This window comes from Streptomyces sp. NPDC058685 (genome assembly GCF_042714725.1).
Lineage (GTDB): Bacteria > Actinomycetota > Actinomycetes > Streptomycetales > Streptomycetaceae > Streptomyces.
Map to the genome: position 1 here is coordinate 1 of NZ_JBHXSL010000066.1, position 16,118 is coordinate 16,118.

The following is a 16,118-nucleotide window of genomic DNA, read 5'->3' on the forward strand; positions in this document are numbered from 1 at the left end:
GGGCCCCAGCCCAGGGGCCCAGGCGCCTGTGCTCAGGACATGGTCCTCAAGGCTCCGCCCGGCGACGCGCAGCTGCTGCACGCCGACGGCATCACCGAAGGCCGCAGCGCCGAGCGAGGACCGCTACTCGGAGAAGACCGCCTCGTTACGGCGCTTACGGTCACCGCCGACGTTCTCGGCCACCTGTCCCGGCCAGCGGCCGATCACGCCCGCGGATACGCGGGCGATATAACACCGCCCTCGTTCTCCTCCGAGTCCTCCCCCAAGGCTGAGCTGAGCCAGGTGCATACGCCACGGGTGAAGGGCCAGCGACGATGAGCTCCGGGCCGGCAGGGCGGATCCCTTTCCGTGTCACGGCGATCGAGCCAGCATCACTGGCGGTGGTGTGCACATCAGTGTCAGGAATCGCGGCCCGCTGCTCCTGCTGACAATCCTGCCGCCTGTCGCTGCCCGCGCTCAACGGTCACGGCTGGCGCACCATCACCCGCCGTGCTCACCACGGCTCCGAGAGTCCGGATGCCCCGAGAGCCAGGCCCTTGCCGTGACGGATCGGTCAGCGCCGGCTCAGGGGACAGCGCGATGTCGGTGACCTGTCGGAAGCCACAAAGAGCGCCCAGGAGGCGAATTCAGAGAGCTGGCAGATAACGGCTAGGTTCATGTCTGTGCAGAACTCGGGTGTGTCGTAAAGCAAACCGCGATGAGTGATGGCACCAGAGGGAAAGGTGGGGGCACATGGCAACTGTGCCCCCGTCGACCGTCAGTGAAGGAGACAGGTGCAATCGTCCGATCGCGGGCCTGATGCCGAAGAGGCATCGGGGCAGCCCGGCCTGGATCAGCTGATGCTCAAGACCGCACAAGGAGACCAGGAAGCGTTCGCCCAGGTCTACGACCAGGTCAACGGTCGCGTGCTGGGACTGGTGCTGCGGGTGGTTCGTAATGCTGCCCAGTCGGAGGAAGTGGCCCAGGACGTCCTGGTCGAGGTGTGGCGTACGGCGGGCAGGTTCCGGCCCGAGAAGGGCACCGCCATGACGTGGATTCTCACGCTGGCGCACCGGCGTGCGGTGGACCGGGTGCGTGCCGCGCAGGCCAGCGTCGACCGTGATGCCAAGGCGGCGCTGCTGGATCATTCGACGCCGTTCGACGAGGTCGCCGAGGAAGTGGAAACCCGCATGGAGTGGGAGCGGGTGCGGCGCTGCGTGCAGGGCCTCACCGAGATTCAGCGTGAGGCCGTCACCCTCGCCTACTACGGCGGGTTGACCTACAAGGATGTGGCCGAGGCCCTCACCGTACCGCTGGGCACGATCAAAACCCGTCTGCGCGACGGGCTAATCCGGCTCCGCGACTGTCTGGGGGTGGCGTCGTGACGATGGATCCGGACATCCACACCGCGTCAGGCGCCTACGTCCTGCATGCCCTGCCCGACGACGAACGGCGGGCCTTCGAGAGCCATCTCGCCGTATGCACGGCCTGCCGGGATGAGGTCGCCGAGCTGCGGGCGACCGCTGTTCGCCTGGGAGATGCGCCAGAGGTGGCACTGCCGGGCGAGGCACGGGACCGGGTTCTGGCCCGGGTCGCCGCCACCCAGCAGGAACCCACACTCACCAAACCCGCCGCCCAGCTGTGGACCGGGCTTACGAGAAGGAAACTTCCGCAGCTCGTCCTGGCCGCCTGCGTGGCCCTGGCCGTGGCGTTCGGCGGCATCGCCGTCTGGCAGCACCAGGAAGCGAAGGACGCACGTGCCTCCGCACACGCCGCTGAGCAGCGGGAAGCGTCTGTCGCGGAGATCTTCGCCTCGCCCGACGCCAGTCTGCAGCGGCAGGAACTGTCCGGTGGCGGGGTGGCCACCGTCGCCGTCTCCCGCAGCCAGGACACCGCAGCAGTCGTCGTCTCCGGCCTGCCAGAGCTGCCCGCAGACAAGGTCTACGAAGCGTGGTTCGTCGGCAGCGGCGGGCCCGTACCCGCAGGACTCCTCAGCAGGAAGTCCGGTCGACAACTCGCTGTGCTGGACGGCCCGGTCGCCCAGGCGCAAGCCGTCGCCTTCACCGTCGAGCCGGCCGGCGGCTCCAAGCAGCCCACCACCAAGCCCATCGGAGCGGTCAACCTCCCCGCATGACCACCACAGCAACAGCGGGTCCGCGCCGACGACCGCGAGGTGGTCGGCCCCGAGGAACGCTCGGGTTCCTTCGCCTCGAGGGGACAGAGATCTGGACCGGATCAGCACAGGGGGTGTGGTGCGAGGATGCGGGGGCACGAGGGCGGTAAAGGTCCCCGACTCCGAGGTGAATTCGTGACAGATTCCATGCAGTTGACCGGAATATCCGCCCCGACAGGTGGCGGTGTCGAGGCGCCGACGAAGAGCGTGACCGGTGAACTGCCGTGGATCGAGGTTGCCGGGAAGGTCGCCCCGAAGGACGCGCGGGTGCTGACGCGGTTGTTCCTGGACCGGCTCCAGGTGCTCGAAGAGGGCACCCATGAATACCAGTACGCCCGTAACACTCTGATCGAGATGAACCAGTCGCTGGTGCAGTTCGCCGCCCGCCGGTTCCGCAATCGCGGCAGCGGCGAGATGGAGGACGTCATCCAGGTCGGCACGATCGGCCTGATCAAGGCCATCGACCGGTTCGACCTTTCCCGAGAGGTGGAGTTCTCCTCCTTCGCGATCCCCTACATCGTCGGCGAGATCAAACGCTTCTTCCGCGACACGACTTGGGCCGTCCACGTTCCCCGCAGGCTGCAGGAGCTGCGTGTGGAACTGGCCAAGGCCAAGGACGAGCTGGCCGCCCGCCTGGACCGCGACCCCACTGTGAAGGAATTGGCCGACCTCCTCCAGCTGTCCGAGGAGGAGATCATCGAGGGTCTCGTGGCCTCCAACGGGTACACGGCCGGATCGATCGACCTCCCCGCCGGCGGAGACGATGCTGCCGGTGACGGCCGACCCGGCTACGCCGACACCATGGGCGAGTGCGACCCGGCAATGGGCCTCTTCGAGGACCTGCACTCCCTCGCCCCCCTCCTGGAACAGCTCGACGACCGCGAGCGCAGCCTGATCGAGATGCGCTTCGGCCGCGAGATGACCCAGGCAGACATCGGCCGAGAGCTGGGCTGCTCACAGATGCACGTCTCACGCCTGCTGACCCGAACCCTCGCCAAACTCCGCACCGGAATGACCGTCTAGCTCACCGGCTCCGCCGACAACGGCATCGCAGGGCGGCACCCGTCGCTCTGCCCGGTGCGCCGACGTATGGCACTCGGACTGTGTCAGCGATCTGGAGATCGCTGACACAGCTGTCTGTCGGTGCGGCCTCCCCGGCCCGGCGCCCGCCCTTCCTTCCCGGTGACGAACAGAGGCCGCATCATGAGCGATACGCCCGCACACACGCATGAGCCGACCAGGGTGACGACCGAACCGGTACCGGACATGCAGCTGCAGCTCTTGGTCCGCCTGCTGGCTCAGGACCCCGGCTCCAGCCTCCCGATGACCCTGAGCACCCCAGGCGGCATCGTCTACGGCGACGTGATCGCCCACGAGACGTGGAAGGCGGACTGGGCCATGAGCCTGCACCGCATGGACGGATCAGGCGCACAGACCCTCGCCAGGTTCCCCGAACTGGTGGACCAGGCCATCGGAGAGATGTCGGGGTCCGACACCCCGCAGAGCCTGCCGCAGTGGATCCGCCTGCGCGACGTCACCCTCGTCCACGGACCGCAGTCGATGACCTCACCCCTGTGGCGGGGCAGGCTCGCCGACGTCAGCGGCTGGTCCCTCGGCAAGCCCGCCTAGCCAGAACTTGCCGACCTATCTGTCGCAAGTCGGTCAGCGCACGGGCACACGAAGCCCGGATTAAGCCACCCCTGCCAAGAACTCCTCAAGCCGGCCCCAGGGGCTCCCTTCAACATCCGGTCGTCGGCAGTCCGCAGCGGAGGGAACCGAACTCTGGTCGGGATGTGATTGTCCTCATGGCCGCCGTCGGGAGGCGCACCAACAAAGGCAACGGCTGCAAGAATCTCGCGGTCGACGCCGATATTCGATGGCGACCGTGGCCGGTGTCGTGTGGTTCTAGGATTGCGAGAGTGACAGACATCGAGAAGGCAGCCGGTGTGCTGCGCGCGGGCGGTCTGGTGGCCCTTCCGACCGAAACCGTCTACGGCTTGGGCGCCAACGCTGAGGACCGTGTCGCCGTCGCGCGCATCTTTCAGGTCAAGGGCCGTCCGCCCTCCCACCCGCTGATCGTCCACATCGGCGGCGCGGAGCAGTTGGACGACTGGGTCGGGGATGTGCCGGCAACCGCGCGCCTGCTGGCCGAACACTTCTGGCCGGGGCCACTCACGCTGGTCCTTAGGCGCGGTTCCCGCGTGCCTCTCGAAGCGACCGGTGGTCTGGAGACGGTGGCAGTGCGCGTACCCGACCACCCCCTGGCACTCGCGCTGCTGTCGGCCTTCGGCGGCGGCGTCACAGCCCCGTCCGCCAACCGGTTCGGCTCGGTCAGCCCCACGACGGCAGACCATGTCCTTGCGGAGCTCGGTGATGCCGTCGACTTCGTTCTGGACGGCGGCCCCTGCGAGGTCGGCGTCGAATCGACGATCGTCGATGCCACGGGCGAGATTCCGAGTGTCCTTCGGCCCGGCGGGGTGACCCGCGAGGACCTCGAAGCGCTGCTGGGGCGCCCCCTTGCGGTCCCCTCAACGAGCCGCGTCCGGGTGCCGGGGCAACACCCGTCGCACTACGCCCCCCGTGCGCGGGTCGTTCTCGTCGAGCCCGAGAAGGTCATTGCCGAAGCGGAGCTCGCTCAGGAGCTCGGGCACCGGGTGGGCGTTCTTCTTCCCCCAGCCTTCGCCGAAGCTCCGGTGAAGGCACACGCCGTGGTGCCCCTCCCCGATTCGATGGCCGCCTACGCACGAGGGCTGTACGGGTTCCTGCGCGAACTCGACCAGCAGGGGTGCGACCTCATCATCGCGTCCCTGCCGATGGAGAAAGGACTGGGACTGGCCATCGCGAACCGGCTGCGCCGCGCCGCAGGACCCCGGCCCACCGTGTGACCAGCGATCACGACGCGGCTGGGACCGCCGCATCGAGGCCGCGAGCGGCAACAAGCTGCGCGCTGCCATCGGCCAGACGGTAAGACAAACCCACCACCGCGGCATGGCCGGCGCCGACCTTCTCGGCGAGTACCCGAGAGCGGTCCAGCAGCAGATCCACCGTGTGGCTTACGTGCTCGGCCAGAATCTCCTCCGGCTCAACCCGTCCGGCAGCCCGTGCTGCCAGAACGCTGGGGGTCACTCGCTCGACAACATCCCGGACATATCCAGTCGGTGTCACGCCGTTCTCCAGGGCAGCGCACGCCGCGCCGACCGCGCCGCACGAGTCGTGACCCAGAACGACGACCAGCGGGCAGCCCAGAACGTCCACGCCGTACTCGATGCTGCCCAAAACCTCCGAACCCATCACGTGGCCCGCAGTGCGCACGACGAACAGGTCACCCAGGCCGCGGTCGAAAATGATCTCGGCCGACAGCCGGGAGTCGGAGCACCCGAACAGGACGGCGAAGGGCTGCTGGGACGGTGCGATCTCGGTCCGGCGCGTGGCGTCCTGGTTGGGATGCTCCGGATTGCCGTCGACAAAGCGCTCGTTACCGGCCAGCAGCAGGTCGAAGGCATCGCGGGGCGTTGGGGTCTGCGTCTCGGTCATGATCGCAGCTTAGGGCCCTGCTTCAGCGGTCGCACGGCCCGGTGCGGCATGTTCGTTGACGGCAGGAGAGGATCAGGCCTCATGACCACAGCAGCAAATGAGCATGCGCCCATCTACGAGCGTTTGGTCCAGGAGCGCGGCGACGTTCTGGCCGAGACGCGGAAGACGGCCGCCCAGACACAGCGCGAGGCGGGGCGAGCGCTGGACTGGAGCGACCTGCGGCTTCCGCAGAAAGACGGGAAGAAGCGAGCATTCTCTGCCTTCGGATGAGGAGTTGTGCAGCGGCCTGCCCGCCCCCAAGCAGGGTTTTCTGTGCCGCGCATCCGGGCTGGCGTCCCGGTGATCCGCTACCTGCGCAGGCGCATCGCTGACACCGGCCGCGTGGTGGAGGCGCGCACCCGATCGTGCTCCGCGGCGGTAGCAGGGTCGTCGACTTCGCATCGACCTGGACGACTGACCTCGCACATGAGGATCGGGGAGCTCTGGTCGGGGCCCGGCCTTGATCAGGAGCAACTCAGAGGCACCCGGATTGCGCCACCTGTCGATGGTCAGCGCCCGCCGCCCCAGGCCAGCGCGTGACCCCCCGGTGATCGGGGGTAGGTGCTCCCAAAACATCGAGACGAGGGGCACGAGTCAGCACATGGTGGCGCAGCAGGAGGGCAGGGGGGGTGTGGGTCTGCCGTCGGCGGTGGTGGACTGCGCGCTGTACGAGGACGGGCGTCGCATTCCCGGTCAGGTGAGCGTGGGCACGATCAGGCAGCGGATAGACCCGGAGGCCGACCGGTTTGTGTGGATCGGCCTGTACGAGCCCACTGCGGAACAGTTCCAGGATGTTGCCGAAGCGTTCGGCCTGCATCCTCTTGCGGTTGAGGACGCCGTTCACGCGCACCAGCGGCCCAAGCTGGAACGCTACGGCGACATGCTGTTCTTGGTCCTGAAGACAATCGTCTACGTCGACCATGAGCAGGTCACCCCGACCAGCGAGATCGTCGACACCGGTGAAATCATGGTCTTCGCCGGCCCGGGATACGCCATCACCGTCCGCCACGGCAGCGCCCCACCGCTCGATGACCTGCGCCGCCGTCTCCAGGACGACCCTCAGCAGCTCGGCTGCGGCCCCGCTGCCGTCCTGCACGCGGTCGCGGACAGGGTCGTCGACCGCTACCTCGAGGTCGCCGACGCCTTCGCCGGTGATGTCCACACGCTGGAAACGGAAGTCTTCTCACCGGACACTCCGGTCGACGCCGGGCGGATCTATCAACTCAAGCGGGAACTCCAGGAGTTCAAGCGCGCTGTCATGCCGCTCGCTTCTGCCCTGCAGCGCCTGAGCGAGGGATCGATCCCCCAGCTACCGCCGGAGGTGGCCACGTACTTCCGGGATGTGGCCGACCACCACCAGCGGGCCAGCGAGCAGATCCATGCCTTCGACGAACTCGTCACCGGCATGCTCAGCGCCAGCATCGCCCAGCTCGGTGTCCAGCAGAACGCCGACATGCGCCGCATCAGCGCCTGGGCCGCTCTCATCACCGTCCCCACCATGATCGTCGGTGTGTACGGCATGAACTTCGAGCACATGCCCGAACTCACCTCCCCCTACGGCTACCCCGGCGTCATGCTCCTCATCGCCATCGTCTGCACCGTCATCTACCGGGCCTTCCGCCGCAACACATGGCTCTAGCAGTCGAAGCCTGACGTTCGCGCATCCGACATTTCGCCAGTGTCGCCCCTTGCATCACGAGGGCAGGGAACGGCACGAACTTGACTGCAAGACGTGACCGGTGCCCGCCATGCCCAAGCTCTCTACCTCGGCATGGCGCAATCGACAGAGCGCACCCGCGGGCAGGACGAGATACAGGGAATGGGCCAGCCAGCTCCGAGGAGCAGGGAGTCATCGTCCTGGGCCCAGGGGCGGGCAACTGGGGGTGGCGGGTTCCTGGTGCCAGGTTCGGGGTTGGGCGATTGTGTCGAGGTAGAAGGAGTCGATGCTCTGTACGGCTTGCTCGAATTCCGCCAGGTTGACGGGCTGACCGTGGACGACAGCTGTCCCGCACAGCCGGTTCTGCTGGACGAAATCGACTACACCAGCAAGGACAGCGAAGCAGTCGCACTGACGGACCCGCTCATCATCGGCCCGGCCGACACGCCCTTCGAACGCGGCGAGGAGGACACCGCCCTCTCGCCCGCCACACCGAAACCCGGAGACCACCCCACAGCCGTCTGCCGGCGCGCGAGGGTGGTGGTGCCGCTTAGGAGACGCGGTCTCGGAAGTAGCCACAAGTCACTGACTTCCTTCTTATGGAGCGAGCGCTTCGCGGCGATCCACCCACGACCAGTTTCTACCTAATAGAGACAGCCGCATCCTCAAACTGCTGGGAGCCTCGGCTCGCGCAGAGATGGGCACCATCGCCAGGGTTCACCATGTCCACTGCTAAGGGCAGGCGAGGCGGCCCGGGAATCCCGCAGGTGAAGGGCAACGGAACGGATCAGCAAATAGATGGCGTGGCAGTCGGCCGCAGAAGAACATCTTCTTCGGTCGATCTGTCAGGTTTGCCAGCATCGTGGGCGGTCACCCGCTGTACACAAGAGTGTGTGTCAACCACGACTGGGATGTGGAGACGGTGGCTGAGAACCAGAAGGCCAAGGGCAAGAAGGAACAGGCCAAGGGCAAGGCTAAGGAAACTCTCGGCCGAGCTGTTGGCAACGAGGAAATGACCGCCGAGGGCCGAGCAGAGCAGGCCAAGGGTGATGCCCGGCAGGCCAAGGAAAAGGTCAAAGACGTCTTTCGCGACTAAGCGTTCTCCAGCAGAAGGCCCGTCGTGATCACCTCGCGGCGGGCCCTGATGTTTTCTCCAGTGGGTACACGTCCCACAGACAGGAACCGCGTTGTGCGTGATGATCAGAACGCTGTTCCGGTGGGTCCGGCTCCCGCCACACCGGCTCAAGCGCGCAGGGAAGTGGAGTTCCTGCTGTACGAACGGTGCTGCCAGCCGCACGCAGAACGCGACGCGGCCTTGTCGGACGCGCTGCTGGTTACCTCAGAACTGATGACCAACGCCGTGCTGCATGGTGACGGCGTTACCGCATTCGAGGCGGCCCTTACGGAAACCGGGATACGAATCAGCGTCAGTGACCGCAGCCCCCTCCTGCCTCACATTTTGCCCGCTGTTGATGCGCACGCATTCCGAGCCATCGGCGGCCACGGCTGGCGCATCATCACCCGCCTCGCCCGCCACATCGCCATCAGCCCCCGCCACGGCGGCAAACGCATCTCCGTCATCGTCTCCCTCCCTTGAGTGCGGCTCCTGATTCCTCCCCGCGCCTACCGTGGGGCACGTGCAATCACAGTCCGTTCACGCTACGGCGCAGATCCACGCCAGAGACCCTCTCGGGGACTGCCCCCGCCCAGGAGGAGGCATGCGCCGCCAATGTCCCCATCATTCGGGCAGACGGGATGCTCAATGGCCCACCAAGATTCTTCGGTGCGGCAGTCGGCCCCCGAGACGGTGACCGAACTCGGCCTCCAGGAAATCCCGGGTCCGGTCAGCGCGTCCTTGCGGTTGCTGCGGGGTTGAGAGAAGCGGCGGCGAATTCCTCGATCAGCGCGCGCATCGACGTCCCGCGAGCCTCGGCCGGTGCGGCGAGTCGGTCGCGCGCTGCTAAATCAATCTTGATCATCGTATCAACACCCAAAGTATCGGACGAATACCGCCGAGGTGCGGGGGCGCTCTCGAGACAGAAGACGCTCCGTTGGCCGGGTCAGTCCGCCGTCCAAACGACGATAGGACCTCGCCTTGGTCAAGGCTGGCGAGGCCCGTACCCAGGCTGAAGCGGCGACGAACCGACCGCACGGTGCGCGGGCCCGACCCCAGCGTCAGCCTTCGATGCCGGTGGCATGATGTGGGGCACCGACTGGCTTGGACTCGGGTGATCCCCGCTGACGGAGGTAGACCGACAGGATCGCCATCGAGGCGACAGCGAGCAGTTCGGACTGCCAGTTCTGCAGGCTGCGGCTCCAGAAGTCCGCGGAGGCCAGGTACTCGCTCCAGGAAACGGGCGCCTGTAGTTGTCGCAGTCTCTGTCCGTTGTAGGCCGCGGTGCCGGCGATGGACTGCGCCAGCCACGACAGCAGGAATATCGAAGCCATCACCAGACCCAGCGACCGGGAGTACAGGGTGCGTCGCCAGCCTTCGGCCGCCGCCCAGCGGGGTGACTGGTCGGTGGCGTGCTCTCCTACCCGCTGTTCCTGATCGGACTCGGTTCCGGCCTTGTCCAGCTCCTTCGACTCCGGAGAGCCGCGCTGGAGCAGGTACACGGTGCCGAAGATGTAGAGGAAGAACTGCAGGTACTCCGACTGCCAGTTCTCCGTGACGTCGACGGCGAAGTCGGACGATGTCAGATAGGGGAGGAAGCCGATCTGCTGCAATCCGTCGACGGCGAGCTGCTGGTTGAACTCGGCGCGGCCGGCGATCGCCTGGCCGGCGAGAGTCAGTACAAACGCGAGGCCGAAGGCGAGGCCCAGGCTGTTGTCACGTAGCCAGCGGCGCATGGCCTACCTCCCTCCCCGCAGGCGGGCATTCGTTTCGATGGGCCAGGTCATCGCTGCATCAGCCCCACCGCAATGAAGTAGGCCAGGCCGCCATAGACGACAGCGAGACAGACCACGAACATGACGCGCATCGCCGCTCACCCGCCCTTGATCGCGCACTGATACGGCTGTCCGGCCTCGGGCCGACAGCCGGCGGCAACGACCTTCCACCCGCCGGTGAACCGCGACAGGAACACCGTGTCCCCTGCCGCGACCACCCGGGCCTCCTGGCCGTAGACATCGACACCGGAGACGGCACCAGCCGCCGGCAGTCGCAGACCTGCTGCCGCCTCGGCGCACGGCCGATGCTCCGAGTCCTCCAACTCCGACCGTGTACCCGGCGCCAACGCCGCACACAACGAGGCGCCATCCTGCGCAGCCACCGCGGCGTCGAACCGCTCCACCGCGATCCGCACCTGCGCCTCGCGCTCATCCACCGAGCCGCACCCCGCCAACACCCCGACCAGGACGACGGCGCACACCCCGCCGCGCAGACGGCTCCGTCTCGCGCGTGACGCGCACGCAGTAACCGGCTTCAGCACAGCCTGCCTGGCGTTCAGTGTCCGCCGCTGCGGCGCTGCTTGTGGATGGATTCCTGCGCCTCCCCGCTGGGAGAGAGCGCGTCGCCCGCTTCGCCCTCCTCCTCATAGCCCTCTGCGTCGTCCAGGTCGGTCTCGGCTTCCTCAACCTCGTGCAGAACCTCGTCCGCCGCTGTCTCGGCGTCATGCTTCTCGTTACTCATGCGCACTCCCCTGCTCGGTGGCTTACGACCCACTACGACCTGATGCCGTTCGGCTTGCCTTGCCGCCTCAGCTGGGCGGGTAGGGGTGGTCGGCGAGCCGTCGGGCCAGATGGACGGCGTTGACGGCCAGCGTGTGCGTCGTCGCCTTCACTGCGTCGGGAGTCTTGTCCAAATCCTGGTAGTCAGTTCCCTGCTGGGCCTCGCCGACCCAGTAGGTGACCGCCCCGGGAGCGAGAGTGAAGCCGATGTCATTGAGTCCCTGGAAGACGTTCGCGCTCACGTGGTGCGCGCCGTCCTCATTGCCCACCACCGCCACCGCGCCGACCTTGTTGTAGACGAGCGGACGGCCTTCGTCGTCCGTCTCGGACATCTCCGCGTTCAGGCGCTCCAGAACACGCTGACAGATGCTCGAGGGGTGCCCCAGCCAGATCGGAGTAGCGATAAGAAGGATGTCGGCCCCCATGACCTTCTCCCGCAGCCCGGGCCATTCATCGCCATCACCCATGTCGGTCTCCACCCCCGGCCGGACATCGAAGTCCGCCACCCGCACCACCTCGCCCTCCACACCCAGGGCCTTGAACTCCGCCATCACCTGCTCAGCAAGCAGCTGACTGCTGGACGGCTCGGGCGAAGCATTCAGAGAACAGACGAGCGAGAGCGCGCGCACCACAGGCATCCTTAAGTCGAGGTTCGATCACCGGCATTCGACGCCAGGAGAGTTTCCCTGCACAGGACGAATATTCCAGCAGCCGTCCCGCAGCTCTAAATAGGCGCGCGACCGGCAGTAACAGTCAGTCCACGCCCAGAACCTCAAGGCCGAATCGCCAGCGACTGCTCTGCCTCACGCAGGAACTCCCGCACCGCACCGGCCTCGCCGCCGAACGCCGGCGTCAACAGCGATGCGAGTGACGGGGCGGTCCCGGCCGGACACACAGGTGGGGCGGTATGCCTGTCGGCATACCGCCCCTGAAGTGGCCCGCACGTCGGTGCGGGCTGCCGCGTCAGCGGCGGTGGTGGTGGCGGCCCCAGGACTCGGTGTCGACGGTACGGCCGCGGTCGTCGCGGAGAGTGGCGGTGTCGGAGCGATTATCCCAGACGTAGTGGCGGCGGTCCTGGAAGAGATCGCTGCGGGTGTCACGGCCGACGCCGGTGTGAACACGGACGGTGGCGCGACCGCTCAGCCGGACATCGTCGAAGCGGTAGCGGTTGCCGTCGCGGTCACGCAGCGTCCAGCCGTCCAGATTCACCGCGCGCCGGGTGTTGTTGGTGATCTCGACCCACTCCGCGTTCAGCGACCGATTGGAACCGTTGTCACGCCCCGGACTGTCGGCCTGAACCCGGCTGATCTCGACCCGCGGCTGACGGTGACGGTCGCGGTCACCGTCGTGGGCGGAGGCCGGCAGGGCAACGGCCGAAACGAGGGCGCCGGCGGTCAGAACGGTCGCGGCGACGCGGCGGGCAGTCGACGAAGCAGACATGATGTCCCCTCAAGAACAGTGCCCCACCAGCCGATACAGCCAGTAGAGGCAGTTGCGGTACCCGACCCCTCTCGGGCCGAGAACCGCAACTCTGAAGCCCCAGCACTACCCACGGGGGGCCCGACCGGTAGCGGTTACCGTTTACTGACATGTCGGTAACTGTCGTCTGTACACGGCATAAATGCATGGCGGACGTGACCCTGACATTCGCTGACCGCTACAACCAACCCGCCAAACACCCCATGTAAGGCCTTGCATGCTCCGGCGCACGACCGGTTGCACCGCCCGGCACACCACCCGACCGGCCGTACCGATCTTGGTAACAGCCGTTCTGCACGTTTCTTCACACACCCGTGCGCACGCGATCCAACCGTTCGGTAGCCGTCTTGGTCGCGCGGCGAACACGCCCGGCGCCGTGTGATCATGATGGGAACCGGAACGCACGGTAATCGTGCCATCGGTTCGGGACGCAATGAGCGAGGGCGTATTGGCTCAGGCAGTCGCAGTCACAGGTGAAGGGGCGGAACCCCGGCGGGGTTCCGCCCCTTCACCTGCGAAGTACGCGGTCTTCTCGCACGCCATCGGGGCGCTGCCCTTGAACTGCACGCACAGCCTGCTCGTGCCGGTGTCCATGGCGGACCAGGTGCAGCTGAGGCTCCGGCCCGTCCGCTTCGCCATCCGGCTGTGACCGGGCCCATCGTGCGAGACAGTGCGATGCCTACCGCCATTTGGATCGACGTTGGTCATACCGCAAGTGCAACGCGGGCGAGCCCGGGGCGCTGCGCGGTGGGCGCAGCGCCCCGGGCTGTGTGACGCCAAGGCCTATCGGATGGTCACTGCTGGGTCTGGTTTCGAGGGCCGGTCATCTTGGTCAGCACGAGGCTGTAGAGGCCGGCCATGACGAAGGTGGCGACGTACTGCGCCCACGTCACATCACTGAGCGCTTTGTTCAGCAGGATGAGACATGCTGCCCAGACGAGAGTGACAAGGATCTTGGCTATCACGGTGCACCTACCTTCTTAAACGAGTGCCGCGAGGCAGCCCGCGGAGCCTGCAACGATGGTCTTCTTGGCGATGTCGGCGGCCACGTCCTTGCTGACGAACCGGCCGACGATCAGGGCAGCGGCACCGCCGATGCCGCCCTTGATCAGGCAGTCCTTGACCGCCTTCTTCATCTTCTTCGTCATCAGGAGCGACTTCTCTTCCCAACTAGCGTCACCGGACTGCCATTTCCTGGAAAGGACCCGATTTGAATGCTCGAGGGCAGCGCTAATTTGAAGTCCGGGTTTGGCGGTGTCGTTTGACACACGGGAGGGCGAATCCGTGAGGCTGGCCATACACTGTCGCGGCGAACGTCGTAACCGGCGGCTTCCGCATGAGCGTTCGCGTCGTCAGCAGCATCCGCGGCGGCTCGCGCGTTGGTGGAGGCGCTCTTGGCCGCCAGGGCGGCACCCGCGGCGGCATCCGAGGCCTTGCCGGCGCTGTCGGCGGCGTTGGCCGCGGTTCTGGAGGCAGACGCTGCGAGTCGTGCCTGCGCCGAAGCGACGTAGGCGCCATCGGCGAGCGCTCTGTCGCCGGCGGCGGCGATGGCCGCCTTGTGGGCCTTGTTCGCTGCTTCTGCGGCGGCGGCTGCCGAGGCCGTCTGTGCGGCGGCGAGTGAGGCGCGGCGTGCGGCCGCGGACGCGGCGTTCGCCGAGCCGATAGCCTCCTGCGCGGCTTCAGCCGCGGCCCGTGCTGCATCCGCGGCCTGTCGGGCCTTGACCCCGGCCTTGGCGGCGTCGTTCTTCGCTGCCTTGGTCTCCGCGGCCGCCTTCACCGCGGCTTCTTTGGCCAGTTGGGAGGCTGCGATGGCCTTCTTGGACGCTTCCTCCGCCTTCTTTGTCGCGTCGTCAGCAGCCTTGCCGGCAGCCTTGGCCTGCTCGACCAGCGCGGCGACCGACGCGTGCTCCTGGTCCCGGTTGCGGGCGACGAACTGCCCGATCGCCAGGAACTCTTGGATGTCCTCGGCGGTACCGCGCAGTGCCAGCTTGGCTGCAGCTTTCAGGTTCGGGCCGCTGCTGGACGCCGACGCCAGGCGGGCCGCTTCAACCCGGTTGTCGTCCTGCTGGGCCTCGTGCTGACCCTTGTTGAGGAACAACTCCCTGTCCTCGGGGGAGCCTTGGAGGGCGGCCTTGCCCGCGTCCTGCACACCACGGCCTCCCAGGGTCACCAGGCGGGCGATGTCGACCTTGCGGTCCTCATCCAGCGGTGCCTCGTAGCCGTAGAGGAGAAAGGACTCCAATTCTGCCGACGACAGCAGCATCGCGTCCTTGGCCGCCTGCCGCACACCCGGGCCGCCGGTCATCGCCAGCCGTGCGGTCTCGATGCGGTTGTCGTCGTACTGGATTGACGCGGCCTGCTCCAGGAACTTCTGGATTGCCTCGTCCCCGCCGAGCAGCGCCTGTTCTGCCGCCGCTTTCAGTCCGGCCCCGCCGGTTTCCCAGTAGACGAGGATGTCAGCGCGAACGCCCGCGGGCAGTGCTGCTGTCTCCGTCGCTACGGCAGCCGGTGTCCCCAGCAAACCGGACAGCACGCCCGCGGACAGGAGTATCCCAAGTGCCCGTCGTTGTGCCGTGAGCCTCTTCAGCGCTCTCGACCCCAGTGTCCGAGCGGCTCTTCGCCGTTTCACTCGGCGACCCCTCCAATGTTGAAGAGCGATCCGGCCGGCTGAGCCGCATGAGCACCTCTCATGCGGGCGCGATGAGAGTGCTGACCATGCGCGTATGACCGCGAGTTGGGCGGATCTCATGCACTGTCGACGCCAGACCGGTACCGCTTGATGCCACGCACCTCCGGCATCCGCTCGTGAAGCATGGCTGGAAGGCACGCCAGTTGATCTTTCAGGGAGGGGCCTTCGCATTGCGCGTGCTCAGGGTGTAGACGCCGCCCCTGTTCCCGACGCCGTACAGCCGCTCGTTCTGGACACGGAAGTCGATACCGACCAGCTTGGTGTCGCCGGCCAGGCCGGTCACCCTGCCCAGCGACCACGCCCTCGAAGGAGCATGGACGGGGAACTCCACCAGGCGCTGATCGGTCGTCAGGCCGATCGCCGACAGGTGACCGCTCTGCGGAGCGATGCTGGACTGCCTGGTCTCGGGCGGGGAGGCGTCCGCGACGGCCAGAGCCGGAGCCAGCAGCGTGACAGCAACGGCAGCAGTCGCCGCTGCGGCGGTAAGACGAGGGGTAGGCACAGGTGCCCTCCACGATGAGACGGCCCGCCTCCCATGAGACGAGTCCACCACTGGTTCGACACCACAAAAGGAAAGGATGGGTCGTATCACCCATGTAGCCCTGAATGGCTCACTGCTCGAGCAGGTCGGCCTCTGTACCCGGCAATACCGGCAGGCACCAGGCAGCCGAAGGGTTCCGGGGATGCGGTCTTCAACCATCGGCAGGTGTCGCTGCTGCTGACAGAACTCGACCGACTCCCGGCCCAGGCCGCCGCCGCCCTCTGCTGCCGGCCCCGGCCGCCAGGAGCATCCGACGCGGCCTACGGCACATCCAGTACCGCAGCGACCTCATAGACGGCTGCCTCACCGAGACCGGCCTGACCATTAGACGCACCTGAGCAACCCAGCGATATCACGA

Annotated in this window: 22 protein-coding genes and 1 pseudogene; 12 read left to right on the forward strand and 11 right to left on the reverse strand. The window is 66.9% G+C overall.

The genetic code is table 11. The features are described 5' to 3' along the window. The 6 genes from ACFWU3_RS32685 to ACFWU3_RS32710 form a co-directional block, all read left to right on the forward strand. Positions 1-318, forward strand: a 318-nt coding sequence (locus ACFWU3_RS32685; protein WP_384444679.1) for a hypothetical protein, incomplete at its 5' end; no start/stop codon positions are given. Positions 319-773: 455 nt separating this feature from the next. Next, positions 774-1,364: a sigma-70 family RNA polymerase sigma factor gene (locus tag ACFWU3_RS32690; RefSeq protein ID WP_384444681.1), complete on the forward strand. Its 591-nt coding sequence runs from the start codon at positions 774-776 to the stop codon at positions 1,362-1,364. Between the two features lie 2 nt (positions 1,365-1,366). Next, positions 1,367-2,113 (forward strand): anti-sigma factor domain-containing protein, encoded by a 747-nt coding sequence (locus tag ACFWU3_RS32695; RefSeq protein ID WP_384444720.1) that lies wholly within the window; start codon positions 1,367-1,369, stop codon positions 2,111-2,113. Between the two features lie 186 nt (positions 2,114-2,299). Continuing rightward, a complete protein-coding gene (locus ACFWU3_RS32700) occupies positions 2,300-3,175 on the forward strand; it encodes a SigB/SigF/SigG family RNA polymerase sigma factor (RefSeq protein ID WP_384444722.1) in 876 nt (291 codons plus the stop codon). 180 nt (positions 3,176-3,355) lie between these two features. Next, positions 3,356-3,781: a hypothetical protein gene (locus ACFWU3_RS32705; RefSeq protein ID WP_384444683.1), complete on the forward strand. Its 426-nt coding sequence runs from the start codon at positions 3,356-3,358 to the stop codon at positions 3,779-3,781. A 281-nt stretch (positions 3,782-4,062) separates the two neighbouring features. Continuing rightward, the gene (locus tag ACFWU3_RS32710; protein WP_384444724.1) at positions 4,063-5,037 is read left to right on the forward strand and encodes an L-threonylcarbamoyladenylate synthase; all 975 of its coding nucleotides are present in this window, start codon (positions 4,063-4,065) and stop codon (positions 5,035-5,037) included. A gap of 7 nt (positions 5,038-5,044) precedes the next feature. On the opposite strand, the gene ACFWU3_RS32715 is transcribed toward ACFWU3_RS32710, so the two are convergent. Then, on the reverse strand, positions 5,045-5,686 hold the full coding sequence (locus ACFWU3_RS32715) for a carbonic anhydrase (RefSeq protein ID WP_384444685.1): 642 nt from the start codon (positions 5,684-5,686) through the stop codon (positions 5,045-5,047). An 81-nt stretch (positions 5,687-5,767) separates the two neighbouring features. Between ACFWU3_RS32715 and ACFWU3_RS32720 the strand changes: the two genes are divergently transcribed. The 5 genes from ACFWU3_RS32720 (at position 5,768) to ACFWU3_RS32740 (ending at position 8,979) form a co-directional block, all read left to right on the forward strand. After that, complete coding sequence (locus ACFWU3_RS32720) at positions 5,768-5,956, forward strand: hypothetical protein (RefSeq protein ID WP_384444686.1); 189 nt, start codon at positions 5,768-5,770, stop codon at positions 5,954-5,956. 274 nt (positions 5,957-6,230) lie between these two features. Then, a complete protein-coding gene (locus ACFWU3_RS32725; RefSeq protein WP_384444726.1) occupies positions 6,231-7,364 on the forward strand; it encodes a magnesium and cobalt transport protein CorA in 1,134 nt (377 codons plus the stop codon). 318 nt (positions 7,365-7,682) lie between these two features. Beyond that, a complete protein-coding gene (locus ACFWU3_RS32730) occupies positions 7,683-8,030 on the forward strand; it encodes a hypothetical protein (protein WP_384444688.1) in 348 nt (115 codons plus the stop codon). A 274-nt stretch (positions 8,031-8,304) separates the two neighbouring features. Further along, positions 8,305-8,478 (forward strand): CsbD family protein, encoded by a 174-nt coding sequence (locus tag ACFWU3_RS32735; RefSeq protein ID WP_384444690.1) that lies wholly within the window; start codon positions 8,305-8,307, stop codon positions 8,476-8,478. A 93-nt stretch (positions 8,479-8,571) separates the two neighbouring features. Further along, positions 8,572-8,979, forward strand: coding sequence for an ATP-binding protein (locus ACFWU3_RS32740; protein WP_384444691.1), 408 nt, complete (start codon positions 8,572-8,574; stop codon positions 8,977-8,979). Positions 8,980-9,226: 247 nt separating this feature from the next. Here ACFWU3_RS32740 and ACFWU3_RS32745 read toward each other — a convergent pair whose 3' ends face one another. From ACFWU3_RS32745 to ACFWU3_RS32790, 10 genes are all read right to left on the reverse strand, one after another. Then, positions 9,227-9,361: a hypothetical protein gene (locus tag ACFWU3_RS32745; protein ID WP_384444693.1), complete on the reverse strand. Its 135-nt coding sequence runs from the start codon at positions 9,359-9,361 to the stop codon at positions 9,227-9,229. A gap of 196 nt (positions 9,362-9,557) precedes the next feature. Further along, a complete protein-coding gene (locus tag ACFWU3_RS32750) occupies positions 9,558-10,232 on the reverse strand; it encodes a DUF6766 family protein (RefSeq protein WP_384444695.1) in 675 nt (224 codons plus the stop codon). A gap of 137 nt (positions 10,233-10,369) precedes the next feature. Further along, entirely contained in the window at positions 10,370-10,708 is a 339-nt protein-coding gene (locus ACFWU3_RS32755) for a hypothetical protein (protein ID WP_384444697.1), read from the reverse strand. 119 nt (positions 10,709-10,827) lie between these two features. Beyond that, on the reverse strand, positions 10,828-11,013 hold the full coding sequence (locus ACFWU3_RS32760) for a hypothetical protein (RefSeq protein ID WP_384444699.1): 186 nt from the start codon (positions 11,011-11,013) through the stop codon (positions 10,828-10,830). Positions 11,014-11,080: 67 nt separating this feature from the next. After that, on the reverse strand, positions 11,081-11,689 hold the full coding sequence (locus ACFWU3_RS32765) for a flavodoxin family protein (protein WP_384444701.1): 609 nt from the start codon (positions 11,687-11,689) through the stop codon (positions 11,081-11,083). Positions 11,690-12,014: 325 nt separating this feature from the next. Continuing rightward, on the reverse strand, positions 12,015-12,491 hold the full coding sequence (locus ACFWU3_RS32770) for a lamin tail domain-containing protein (protein ID WP_384444702.1): 477 nt from the start codon (positions 12,489-12,491) through the stop codon (positions 12,015-12,017). 833 nt (positions 12,492-13,324) lie between these two features. Beyond that, a complete protein-coding gene (locus ACFWU3_RS32775; RefSeq protein ID WP_384444703.1) occupies positions 13,325-13,495 on the reverse strand; it encodes a hypothetical protein in 171 nt (56 codons plus the stop codon). A gap of 15 nt (positions 13,496-13,510) precedes the next feature. Further along, positions 13,511-13,678 (reverse strand): hypothetical protein, encoded by a 168-nt coding sequence (locus tag ACFWU3_RS32780; protein ID WP_340477617.1) that lies wholly within the window; start codon positions 13,676-13,678, stop codon positions 13,511-13,513. Further along, a complete protein-coding gene (locus ACFWU3_RS32785; protein ID WP_384444705.1) occupies positions 13,678-15,063 on the reverse strand; it encodes an ALF repeat-containing protein in 1,386 nt (461 codons plus the stop codon). The genes ACFWU3_RS32780 and ACFWU3_RS32785 overlap by 1 nt, the downstream gene beginning before the upstream one ends. A 307-nt stretch (positions 15,064-15,370) precedes the next feature. After that, on the reverse strand, positions 15,371-15,721 hold the full coding sequence (locus ACFWU3_RS32790; protein ID WP_384444707.1) for a DUF4394 domain-containing protein: 351 nt from the start codon (positions 15,719-15,721) through the stop codon (positions 15,371-15,373). A 284-nt stretch (positions 15,722-16,005) separates the two neighbouring features. On the opposite strand from ACFWU3_RS32790, the pseudogene ACFWU3_RS32795 reads away from it, so the two are divergent. Continuing rightward, positions 16,006-16,098 (forward strand): annotated as a pseudogene (locus ACFWU3_RS32795) (transposase); the annotation flags it as partial. Positions 16,099-16,118 lie beyond the last annotated feature (20 nt).